The sequence below is a fragment of the Roseovarius sp. AK1035 genome (genome assembly GCF_003288315.1).
Classification (GTDB): domain Bacteria; phylum Pseudomonadota; class Alphaproteobacteria; order Rhodobacterales; family Rhodobacteraceae; genus Roseovarius; species Roseovarius mucosus_A.
The window spans coordinates 1,314,707-1,326,327 of sequence record NZ_CP030099.1; the positions used below are offsets into that span (position 1 = coordinate 1,314,707).

Here is an 11,621-nt window from a genome sequence, read left to right on the forward strand (position 1 = left end):
GTCTTGCGCCCCGTTTTAGGGGGACGCGGCAAGAGGGGCAAGCGGTTGCCTGCCAAGGATAGGCAAAACACCGGAACGGATAAAACATGTTGGGTATTGGAACGGTCGCCAAAAAGATCTTCGGCACCCCGAATGACCGCAAGATCAAGGCGACGCGCCCGTTGATCGCAAAGATCAATGCGCTTGAATCCGAGTATCAAGGCCTGAGCGATCAGGCGCTCATCGACAAGACCAACGAATTCCGGGCTCGGATCGCCGGGGGCGAAAGCCTAGAGGCCCTCTTGCCCGAGGCTTTTGCCAATTGTCGCGAAGGGGCTCGCAGGGCCTTGGGTCTTCGGGCCTTCGACGTACAGTTGATGGGGGGGATATTTCTGCATCAGGGCAATATCGCCGAGATGAAGACAGGCGAAGGCAAAACCCTCGTTGCGACATTCCCCGCTTATCTCAACGCTCTCTCGGGCAAAGGCGTGCACATCGTCACCGTCAATGACTACTTGGCCAAGCGTGATGCCGAATGGATGGGCAAAGTGTTTGGTGCGCTCGGAATGACTACGGGTGTGGTCTATCCCCAACAGCCCGAGTCCGAGAAAAAGACGGCCTATGCCGCTGATGTGACCTACGCCACGAATAACGAGCTTGGGTTCGATTACCTGCGCGACAACATGAAATCGTCGCTCGAGGATATGAACCAGCGTGGCCATAACTTCGCGGTGGTCGACGAGGTGGATAGCATCCTGATCGACGAGGCGCGCACGCCCCTGATCATCTCTGGGCCAAGTCAGGACCGCAGCAGTCTTTATCAGTCGATCAATACGCTGATCCCTGAATTGCAGGACGAACACTATAAGCTAGACGAAAAGACCCGAAATGTCACTTTCACGGAAGAGGGTAACGAGTTTCTCGAAAACCTGCTTGTGACACGCGGTGTGCTGCCCGAGGGGCAATCTCTCTATGATCCTGAGAGCACGACCATCGTGCATCACGTCAATCAGGGTCTGCGGGCGCACAAGCTCTTTACCAAGGACAAGGACTATATCGTGCGCGGTGGCGATGTGGTGTTGATCGACGAATTTACCGGCCGGATGATGGCGGGCCGGCGCCTGTCGGACGGTTTGCATCAGGCGATTGAGGCCAAAGAGGGCTGCACGATCCAGCCAGAGAATGTGACGCTGGCCTCTGTGACGTTTCAGAACTACTTTCGCCTCTATGACCGGCTGTCGGGTATGACCGGCACCGCCCTGACAGAAGCCGAGGAATTTGGCGAAATCTACGGTCTTGGCGTGGTCGAGGTGCCAACCAACAGGCCCATCGCGCGCATCGACAAGGATGATGCCGTCTATCGCACCGCCCGCGAGAAATACGAGGCGATTGCCTCGGCCATTCGCACCGCGAGCGAAAAGGGTCAGCCGACGCTGGTGGGCACCACCTCTATCGAAAAATCCGAAATGCTGAGCAAGCTGCTGACCGAAGCGGGCATTGCTCATAACGTGCTCAACGCGCGCCAGCATGAAAAAGAGGCGCAGATCGTTGCCGATGCGGGCAGGTTGGGCGCGGTGACCATCGCCACCAACATGGCCGGACGCGGCACCGACATCAAATTGGGCGGCAACGTCGACTTCAAAGTTATGGAGGCCATCGCCGCCGATCCAGAAGCAGATCCCGAAGAAATTCGCAAACGGATCGAGGCCGAACATGCCGCCGATGAAGAGGCGGTGAAGGCCGCAGGTGGCCTCTTTGTGCTGGCGACCGAACGACACGAGAGTCGTCGGATCGACAATCAGCTGCGCGGTCGCTCGGGCCGTCAAGGCGATCCGGGTAAATCCGCCTTCTTCCTCAGTCTCGAAGACGATCTTATGCGCATCTTCGGTTCTGAACGGCTGGAAAAGGTGCTGGCAACGCTAGGCATGAAAGAGGGCGAGGCGATCATTCACCCTTGGGTCAACAAATCGCTGGAGCGCGCGCAAGCTAAGGTCGAAGGGCGCAACTTTGACATCCGCAAGCAATTGCTGAAATTCGACGATGTGATGAACGAGCAGCGCAAGGTGATCTTCAAGCAGCGTCTCGACATCATGCGCGCCGAAGATCTGAGTGAGATCATCAAGGACATGCGCGGCGAGGTGATCGACGATCTGGTCGATCAATACATGCCGCCCAAGACCTATGCCGATCAGTGGGACACCCAAGGTCTCTATGCGGCGGTGATCGAAAAGCTCAACATGGACCTTCCGGTTATCGACTGGGCCGCAGAAGACGGCGTGGACGACGAGGATATTGTCGCCCGGCTGGACAAGGCCGCCGATGAGATGATGGCGGCCAAGGCAGCACAATTCGGCCCCGATACCATGCGAATGATTGAAAAGCAGATTCTGTTGCAGACCATCGACGGAAAATGGCGCGAACATTTGCTGACGCTCGAGCATCTGCGTAGCGTCGTTGGGTTTCGTGGCTATGCACAGCGCGACCCGCTCAACGAATATAAAAATGAAGCGTTCCAATTGTTCGAAAACATGCTCGATAGCCTGCGCATGGATGTAACGCAGAAACTGGCTCAGATTCGCCCCATGAATGAGGCCGAGCAGCAGCAGCTGATGCAGGAAATGGCAGCGCAGCGCGCAGCGATGATGGCGGCTGCTGACACCAGCGAACCAGCTGAAGTGAATGAGAATGCAGCCCCCGGTTTTGATGAAAACGATCCTGCAACTTGGGGCAATCCGGGGCGCAACGATCCATGCCCTTGTGGATCCGGCAAGAAATTCAAGCATTGCCACGGGCGTCTGGCCTGACACCAGCGCCCGATTGACACCCATTCCGCGCCATACCGGGGCCATTTTTGTGCATTAGGCCTTTCCCTGACAATTGATGTGTCAGGGAGAGTCTTATGTCCAAGGCCAGACGTTACATCACTGCAGGCGGCACGCTCGCCTGTGCTTTGGGGATCGGGTATTTCATGCAGTCCGGGGCTCAGAGCCCGGCGCAGAATGCCACTGCAATCCCCGGCCCGGCCCTAGAAGCGCCGGTTGAGATTACCCAGATCGAGCTGACCTCTGCAGGGGCGGTGCCGCCGATGACAGCGCCAGAGCCTGTTGCCTTGCCTGCAACACCCGTGACGCTGGCCGTGGCTGAGGATGTGCCTTTGACTGACACCCTGCCCGAAGAAGAGATCGCGCCCAGTTTTGCCTGTGATTACATAATGGAGGCCCGCGCGCAGGCCGCCGCGATGGTCGAGGTGACACTCAGTGCGCCCTGTCAGCCCAACACAAATTTCACGTTGCACCACAACGGCATGATGTTCACAGCCGTCACCGATGATCAGGGTGAGAGCACGTTGACCATCCCCGCATTGGCCGAAGCGGCGGTGTTCATTGCTGCGTTCGAAGATGGCGAAGGTGCCATTTCTACTGCAACAATGGACACGCTGGCGCTTTATGACCGCTTTGTCGTGCAATGGCGCGGAGGCGAGGTGCTGCATCTGCATGCGTTCGAATATGGTGCTGAATTCGGTGGCTCTGGTCATGTCTGGGCCAATGCCAGTGAAGATATGACACGCGCGCTCAAGGGCGAGGGTGGGTTCCTGACATCTCTTGGTGAGCCGAATCTCGATCAGGGGCTGAGGGCCGAGGTCTATACCTTTCCCACTGGTGCCATGCTGCAAGATGGCGTTGTGCATTTTCAGGTCGAGGCTGAGGTAACAGACGCCAATTGCAGCCGGGATTTCGAAGCGCAGTCTATCGCGACGGGCGCAGAGGGACTCGTGGTGCAAGATATTGTGCTGGCAATGCCCGACTGCGAGGGGATTGGTGACTTTCTTGTGTTGAAAAACCTGTTCAATGACCTGAAGATCGCGTCGAACTAAAGCGCGGTGTTGCAGGGGGCAAGCTATGACAATTGTGCGTGCGGCGTTCTTCGCCGCACTTTCGTTTCTGATATTACCTGGGTTTGCCCGAGCGCAGGATGTCACGCTACGCTCGCACGACGGCGCTGTGGAGATTTCTGGCAATCTTTTGGGCTTTGATGGCGAGTTTTATCGCGTCGACACGATTTATGGCGAGCTGACGGTAGATGGCTCTGGCGTGGCCTGTGAGGGGCCGGGTTGTCCTGACCTGGAACATTACGTGGCACGTCTGGTGTTTTCCGGGGCGCCCACGATTGGCCGGGTGTTGATGCCCGCTCTGATCGAGGCATTCGCCATTCGCGGTAATTACGACGTGACCCGCGAAGATCTGAGCCCGCAAGAGCTGCGGTTTGCGCTGAATCAGGGCGACGGCACTTTAGTTGGCGAATTTGTGTTTCGCCTGACCAATACCGACGAAGGTTTTGCCGATCTTTTGGCTAATGAGGCCGATATTGCCATGACCCTGCGCGAGGCGCGGCAGGACGAGATCACACGCGCGCGCGAGGCGGGATTGGGCAATCTGATGGCCGCGGGACAGGTGCGCGTGCTGGCACTTGATGCACTCATTCCCGTGGTCGCACCAAGCAATCCGGTTCAGGATATCAGCCTGCGCGAATTGGCGCAGGTGCTGTCGGGTGACGTTACCAATTGGGCCGCTTTGGGGGGGCCAGATGCGCCGATTGATGTGCACCTCTGGGATGCGGCGACCGGCATTGGTCAGGCCAGCGTCGATCAGGTGCTGCGACCAGAGGGGCGGGACGTGCTGGAACGCGTGCAACGTCACCCCGACGGTGCGACATTTGCCGAGACGGTAGCCAGCGATCCATTTGCCATTGGTCTCACGACACGTTCTGAACAGGGTAACACTTGGGAACTGGCGCTGAGCGGGGACTGTGGTTTTGCCCTCAGCGCCACCCGTCGCGCCGTCAAGACCGAGGATTATCCGCTGACCGCCCCCCTCTTTATTTATTTGCCCGCACGGCGGCTTCCGAAACTGGGGCGCGAGTTCATGACCTATCTGAGGGATCCGTCGGCGCAGTTGGTCATTCGACGCGCCGGGTTTGTGGATCAAACCCCAGAGGAAATCGAGATTAACGCCCAAGGCGACCGATTTGCCAATGCCATCGCGCAGGCAGGCACAGAGGTAGGATTGGAAGAACTGCAACGGATGGTGAGGGTTCTGGGGCCGCTCAAACGTCTGACCACAACCTTTCGGTTCGAGGCTGGATCGGTGCGGCTTGATGCGCAATCCCGCTCTAACGCCGAGCAGTTGGCGCGAGCGATGGAACTGGGCCATTACGATGCACGGCGATTGGTCTTTGTCGGCTTTTCCGATGGCGATGGTCCGGCAGGCACCAATCGCGACATTGCCCTGCGCCGTGCCGAGACGGTACAGCGTGCCGTGATGCGTGCCGCCGAGACTGCAAATCTAGAGCGAATCGGCCTAGAGTTGGATGCCTTTGGCGAGGCGATGCCGATGGCCTGCGATGACACAGCCTGGGGGCGGCAAGTGAACCGTCGCGTCGAAGTCTGGGTGCGCTGACAGCCGTCAGAGAAAGCCTGACGACCGAAAGCTGACCTCAGAGGATTTACCGATCACGATATGGTCGTGCAGCGTCAGGCCGAGCGCCTCTGCGGCGGTCTGAACCTGTCGCGTCATGCTGATATCAGCGGCGGAGGGCGTAGGATCACCCGAGGGGTGGTTATGCACCAGGATAAGCGCGCTTGCATTGAGATGTAGCGCACGCTTGACCACCTCGCGCGGATAGACAGGGACATGATCAATGGTGCCGCGCGCCTGTTCCTCATCTGCGATGAGGATATTCTTGCGGTCCAGATAAAACACGCGGAACTGTTCGATCTCGGCATGGGCCATTGTGGTGTGGCAATAATCGAGCAGGGCATCCCAAGAGGAAATGACCTGACGCCGGAGCACACGGGCGCGGGCCAGACGATGCGCTGCGGCCTCCACGATCTTAAGCTCTGTTGCCACCGCTTCGCCCACGCCGGGCAGCGCGATAAGCCGGTCCAGCGGGGCAGAGATGACCCCGTTGAAATCCCCGAATTGTGCCAAAAGCGCATGCGCCAACGGTTTCACATCGCGCCGGGGAATGGCGCGAAAAAGCACGAGTTCCAAAAGCTCGTAATCTGGTATCGCTGCGGCCCCTCCTTCAAGAAAGCGACTGCGCAGCCGGGTGCGGTGATCGCGAATATAGGAAGGCTGTGACGCACTCCGCTGTCCCTCTGCTACATCATTGGCAAAGAGGGGAAGCGGCATATCGGAAAAGGCGCGGGGTTTGCTCATGCGCCCACATTGCCGCAAGAGCCTTAGCAAGAGGTTAACGACTGCGCGGCGCATGAAAAAACCCGGCCGTGTCTGGCCGGGTTTGGTTTAGCTTTTCATCGAGTCCCAGAAACTTCGGACCGATGAGAAAAAGCTCTTGCTCTCGGGGCTATTGTCCTCGCTCAGCGCTTCGAACTCACGCAACAACTCGGTTTGCCGCGAGGTAAGGTTCACCGGAGTTTCAACCGCCATTTCGATGAACATGTCGCCATGCGCCCCACCGCGCAGCGCGGGCATCCCCTTGCCACGCAGGCGCATCTGGCGGCCTGATTGCGAACCGGGTGGTATCTTGACCCGGCTGCGCCCGCCGTCGATTGTGGGCACCTCGATATCGCCACCCAGAGCGGCCTTGGTCATCGACACTGGCACGCGGCAAAAGAGGTTGGTTTCCTCGCGCTCAAACAGCTCATGCTTGGCCACCTCGATGAAGATGTAAAGGTCGCCTGCCGGACCGCCACGCATGCCAGCCTCGCCCTCACCAGCAAGCCGAATGCGGGTGCCGGTTTCCACCCCGGCTGGGATGTTGACCGAGAGCGCGCGATCTTTCTGCACGCGGCCTTGACCCTGACAGCTTTTGCAGGGGTTCTTGATGATCTGCCCCAGGCCTCCGCAGGTGGGACAAGTCCGCTCTACGGTAAAGAAACCCTGCTGCGCGCGCACCTTGCCCATGCCTGAACAGGTGGGGCAGGTGCTGGGCTGTGCACCGCCTTCGGCCCCAGAACCCTCGCAGGCATCGCAGGGCACGGCAGAGGGCACTTTGATCGTCTTTTGCAGGCCAGCATAGGCCTCTTCCAGCGTTATACGCAGGTTATAGCGCAGGTCAGCGCCACGTGCAGCACGCTGCCGCCCGGTGCCGCCACGCGCACCGCCCATGAAATCGCCGAAAAGGTCATCGAACACATCAGAGAAGGCAGAGGCAAAGTCGCCTTGGCCGGCACCACCGCCAAATCCACCCGGACGCGCGCCGCCACCGCCCATGCCACCTTCAAAGGCCGCATGACCAAAGCGATCATAAGCCGCTTTCTTTTCCGGGTCCTTGAGCACGTCATACGCCTCTCCCGCCTCTTTGAACTGGCGTTCAGAGTCGGGGTTGTCGGCGTTGCGGTCGGGGTGCAGTTCCTTGGCCTTCTTGCGATAGGCCTTTTTTATATCATCGGCCGAGGCGCCCTTGGACAGCCCGAGCACTTCGTAATAGTCACGTTTGGCCATCGGGGATCTCCTTGGTGTGACCCTGATGGGACCGATCCGGCGCGATGCCGAACCGGCCCCGATGGGTCAAGACGGGCCTCAGGCGCGCTTGTTGTCGTCGAGATCCTCGAAATCGGCGTCAAGGATATCATCCTCATCGCCGCCGCGATCGGCTGCACGCGGTTCGTCGTCCGGGTCGCCCTGGCTGGACTTGTAGATCGCCTCGCCCAGCTTCATAGAGGCTTCGGCCACGTTTTGGATGCCAGATTTGATCTTGCCAACATTGTCGGTCTCAAGCTCGTCCTTGAGCGCGGCAATGGCCAGTTCGATCGCCTCAACTGTGGTTGGATCAACCTTGTCGCCATGTTCCTCAATCGACTTTTCGGTCGAGTTGATAAGGCTTTCGGCCTGATTGCGGGCTTCGACCAGTTCGCGACGGGCCTTGTCGGCCTCGGCATTCTCTTCGGCGTCCTTGATCATCTTCTCGATGTCTTCGTCCGAGAGACCGCCCGACGCTTGGATCGTGATCTTCTGTTCCTTGTTGGTGCCTTTGTCTTTGGCTGAAACAGACACGATACCGTTGGCGTCGATGTCGAATGTCACTTCGATCTGCGGCATGCCACGCGGTGCGGGTGGGATGTGTTCCAGATTGAACTGGCCCAGCATCTTGTTGTCCGCTGCCATCTCACGCTCGCCTTGGAAGACGCGGATCGTCACGGCAGACTGGTTGTCTTCGGCAGTCGAGAAGATCTGGCTTTTGTTCGTCGGAATGGTTGTGTTCCGGTCAATGAGGCGGGTGAACACGCCACCCAAGGTCTCAATCCCGAGCGACAGCGGCGTTACGTCGAGCAGCACCACATCCTTGACGTCGCCCTGAAGCACGCCCGCCTGAATGGCAGCGCCCATGGCGACAACCTCATCGGGGTTCACGCCCTTGTGCGGCTCCTTGCCAAAGAACTTGGTCACTTCCTCGACCACGCGGGGCATGCGGGTCATACCGCCCACAAGAACCACCTCGTCGATGTCGGCGGCGGTAAGGCCCGCATCCTTGAGCGCGGCTTTACAGGGCTTGAGCGACGCGGTGATGAGATCGCCCACAAGGCTTTCGAGCTTGGCACGGGTCAGTTTGACGACCATGTGCAGCGGCTGGCCATTCGAACCCATCGAAATGAATGGCTGGTTGATCTCGGTCTGCGACGAGCTCGACAGCTCGATCTTGGCCTTTTCTGCCGCTTCCTTGAGGCGCTGAAGCGCCATCTTGTCCTTGGTCAGATCAACGCCATGCTCTTTCTTGAACTCATCGGCAAGGTAGTTGACGATGCGCATGTCAAAGTCTTCACCGCCAAGGAACGTATCGCCATTGGTGGATTTCACCTCGAAGAGGCCATCGTCAATCTCGAGAATGGTGACATCGAAGGTGCCGCCGCCAAGGTCATAAACCGCGATGGTATGCGTATCTTTCTTGTCCAGACCATAGGCGAGTGCCGCTGCCGTCGGCTCGTTAATGATACGCAGCACCTCAAGACCGGCAATCTTGCCTGCGTCCTTGGTGGCCTGACGCTGAGCGTCGTTGAAATAGGCGGGCACGGTGATAACGGCCTGCGTCACCTCTTCGCCAAGATAGCTTTCGGCGGTTTCCTTCATCTTGCCGAGGATGAATGCAGAAATCTGAGAGGGGCTGTATTTCTCGCCACGTGCCTGAACCCAGGCATCGCCATTGCCACCGTCAATAACGGTGAACGGCATGTTCTTTTTGTCTTTGGCGAGATACGAATCGTCCGCGCGACGGCCAATCAGACGTTTCACACCAAAGATGGTGTTTTCTGGATTGGTCACGGCCTGCCGCTTGGCGGGCTGGCCGACGAGACGCTCGGTCTCGGTAAATGCGACGATGGAGGGGGTGGTGCGCGCGCCTTCGGAGTTTTCGATCACGCGGGCCTGAGAGCCGTCCATGATCGCGACGCAGCTGTTGGTGGTGCCGAGGTCAATACCAATAACTTTGGCCATGTTGTTCGATCCCTTCTAACTTAGGCGATGTGACAGAGGCCTGACCCGTTACGGCATCCGGCCCCCGGTGAATGACAGGTCAGCCCGTGGCATGACCAGTGGTTCCGGGCGTATATAGGCAGGGGATTGTGCCCCTGCAAGCGGTGGCTGCTGGGCAATTCCTCGAATTTGGTCCGAATTGGCGCTGTCCGGCGCAAAAGGAGGCACAGGATGCCAGAGCCAACGCTGATCCTGCGGGATGTCGCAATCTACAAAGGGTGGCTCGACCCTCTGGAACAAGAGGCGTTGATCGCGTCCCTGCGCGATGTGGTGGCTCAGGCACCGCTTTTTCAGCCGGTGACACCCTCGGGCCGCGCGATGAGTGTGCGCATGACTTCGGCAGGGCGCTGTGGTTGGATCAGTGACCGAAATGGCTATCGCTACGCGGGCCATCATCCTGATGGAATGGGTTGGCCCCCGATTCCCGAAACTGTTCTGGCAATCTGGCGCGCCTTGGTCAGCGAAACACGGCTGCCGGATTGCTGCTTGATCAACCACTACACGGGGCAGGCGCGCATGGGCCTGCATCAAGATCGGGATGAGGCCGACTTTACTTGGCCGGTGCTGTCGATCTCTTTGGGGGATGATGCGCTCTTTCGCATCGGCAATGTGACACGCGGCGGCAAGACCGACTCACTCTGGCTTGCGTCTGGCGACGTGGTGGTCATGGGGGGCGCGGCACGGCTGGTCTATCATGGGATTGACCGGATCAGACCCGGCACATCAGGCCTATTGCGCGGGGGTGGGCGGATCAATCTGACCTGCCGGGTGGTGATGTGACGCGCCACGCCGTAGCGCATAAAAAAGGCCTTGTCCGCGCACTGGCGGACAAGACCCGTAATAAAAGAACCGGCGCTGTCAGGCGTTGACAGAAAGGCGCTCGATTTCTTCTTTGATCTTGAGTTTCTGCTTTTTCAGCTCCGCGATTTCCAGCGTGCTGCTGCCCGGCGCGCGCTGCGCCCGTTCCACTTGTTCCGAGAGCGCGTGATGTTTCTTCTTCAGTTCTTCAATATGCGAACTCAAGCTCATGGGCAGTCTCCTCTGTGGTGTGGATGTGTCTATTCGACATGGGAAGTGCACCACATTTTTACAATACTGTCACGCTGCACCTGCAAACTGCGCGGCGCTTTGCCTGCGGCATTTTAGAAAAATCAATCCGGAAAAGGCAGCGCTGCTGCGTTCCTGAGCACATCCGAGGTTGCAGTGGTGTAATCTGCCCCATCCTGCCCATGATTTTCACCCGCGTGAAGCAGCCAACCATCGTGCAATCGCAGTGCGGCGCGCCCCCCTTTGCGCCCTCGCAGCAGAATCAGCCGTGCCGCACGGCCCCGGCGTGGGGTCAGCGGCAAAATCTCGATACTGCCCAGATGTGTCGCCATTGCCGCCAGAAGATCCGGTAATCGTTCTACCCTCTGAATGAAGGTCACGGTGCCGCCAACGCCCGTACGCCGAGCGGCGGCATGCACCCAATCCGCCAAGGGCAACGCCTCGCCCATCGCCTTTTCGCGCCCGGTGTCGCTGGCTGGAGTGCTTCGGTCACGCTCGAAATAGGGTGGGTTGGCGATCACGTGATCGAACTGACGCCTCCGCAAGCTGGCGGGCATGTCTGCAATATCGCCCTCGAAAACCTCAAGTGCGATACCATTGGAGGCGCTATTCTGGCGGGCCAACGCCGCATAGGCGGCCTGAATCTCTAGTCCAGCCAGAGTGACGCCCGGCACCCGTGACGCAACGCAAAGCGCAGCAATTCCAGACCCGCACCCCAAATCAAGCAGGCTCTGACCCGCCCGCGCCGGAACGCTTGCCGCCAAAAGCACCGGATCGACCCCGGCGCGATAGCCCGTCTTGGGTTGCGCCATGCGCAGACGCCCCCCCAAAAACGCATCGTGGCTCAGGTTTTCCTCGGCAAATGGCTCAGTCCTCAAGCGAGAAACCATTGTCAATCAACGTGATCCGTGCGTCTTCGTAATCTTCATTGGCGACCATCAGACGGCGCGGAAAAATGCCGATCGAGCCCTCAAGGATGCTCATGTTTACGTCCATTTCAAAGCAGTCTATACCCTCGCCCTGAAGAAGAGCCTGAGCAAAGGCGATGGACGCGATGTCATTGGTTCGCAAAAGTTGTTTCATAGGCCATAGATAAGGGCAGGG

10 protein-coding genes are annotated in these 11,621 nt (G+C 58.8%); 4 read left to right on the top strand and 6 right to left on the bottom strand.

The window, feature by feature from the left end; translation table 11 throughout:
- Positions 1-86 precede the first annotated feature (86 nt).
- The 3 genes from secA to RAK1035_RS06365 all read left to right on the top strand — a co-directional run bounded on the left by secA (position 87) and on the right by RAK1035_RS06365 (position 5,435).
- Positions 87-2,783 carry a preprotein translocase subunit SecA gene (gene secA / locus RAK1035_RS06355; RefSeq protein ID WP_008281295.1) on the top strand — a complete coding sequence of 899 codons (2,697 nt, stop codon included), beginning with the start codon at positions 87-89 and terminating at the stop codon, positions 2,781-2,783.
- A 95-nt stretch (positions 2,784-2,878) separates the two neighbouring features.
- A complete protein-coding gene (locus tag RAK1035_RS06360) occupies positions 2,879-3,853 on the top strand; it encodes a hypothetical protein (RefSeq protein WP_008281296.1) in 975 nt (324 codons plus the stop codon).
- A gap of 25 nt (positions 3,854-3,878) precedes the next feature.
- Positions 3,879-5,435: a substrate-binding domain-containing protein gene (locus RAK1035_RS06365; protein WP_008281297.1), complete on the top strand. Its 1,557-nt coding sequence runs from the start codon at positions 3,879-3,881 to the stop codon at positions 5,433-5,435.
- A gap of 6 nt (positions 5,436-5,441) precedes the next feature.
- Here the strand turns inward: RAK1035_RS06365 and radC are convergent, their stop codons facing one another.
- The 3 genes from radC to dnaK form a co-directional block, all read right to left on the bottom strand.
- Entirely contained in the window at positions 5,442-6,197 is a 756-nt protein-coding gene (gene radC / locus RAK1035_RS06370) for a RadC family protein (RefSeq protein WP_008281300.1), read from the bottom strand.
- 87 nt (positions 6,198-6,284) lie between these two features.
- Positions 6,285-7,445: a molecular chaperone DnaJ gene (gene dnaJ / locus RAK1035_RS06375; protein ID WP_008281301.1), complete on the bottom strand. Its 1,161-nt coding sequence runs from the start codon at positions 7,443-7,445 to the stop codon at positions 6,285-6,287.
- A 78-nt stretch (positions 7,446-7,523) separates the two neighbouring features.
- Positions 7,524-9,431, bottom strand: a complete 1,908-nt coding sequence (gene dnaK / locus RAK1035_RS06380; protein ID WP_008281302.1) for a molecular chaperone DnaK — start codon at positions 9,429-9,431, stop codon at positions 7,524-7,526.
- A gap of 210 nt (positions 9,432-9,641) precedes the next feature.
- Here dnaK and RAK1035_RS06385 point away from each other — a divergent pair, with 210 nt between their 5' ends.
- Complete coding sequence (locus RAK1035_RS06385) at positions 9,642-10,250, top strand: alpha-ketoglutarate-dependent dioxygenase AlkB family protein (RefSeq protein ID WP_008281303.1); 609 nt, start codon at positions 9,642-9,644, stop codon at positions 10,248-10,250.
- 78 nt (positions 10,251-10,328) lie between these two features.
- Here the strand turns inward: RAK1035_RS06385 and RAK1035_RS06390 are convergent, their stop codons facing one another.
- From RAK1035_RS06390 to RAK1035_RS06400, 3 genes are all read right to left on the bottom strand, one after another.
- On the bottom strand, positions 10,329-10,499 hold the full coding sequence (locus tag RAK1035_RS06390; protein ID WP_008281304.1) for a YdcH family protein: 171 nt from the start codon (positions 10,497-10,499) through the stop codon (positions 10,329-10,331).
- A 122-nt stretch (positions 10,500-10,621) separates the two neighbouring features.
- A complete protein-coding gene (locus RAK1035_RS06395; RefSeq protein WP_037297850.1) occupies positions 10,622-11,395 on the bottom strand; it encodes a tRNA1(Val) (adenine(37)-N6)-methyltransferase in 774 nt (257 codons plus the stop codon).
- A complete protein-coding gene (locus RAK1035_RS06400; protein WP_008281306.1) occupies positions 11,385-11,600 on the bottom strand; it encodes a putative signal transducing protein in 216 nt (71 codons plus the stop codon). Before RAK1035_RS06400 ends, RAK1035_RS06395 begins: the two co-directional genes overlap by 11 nt.
- Positions 11,601-11,621 lie beyond the last annotated feature (21 nt).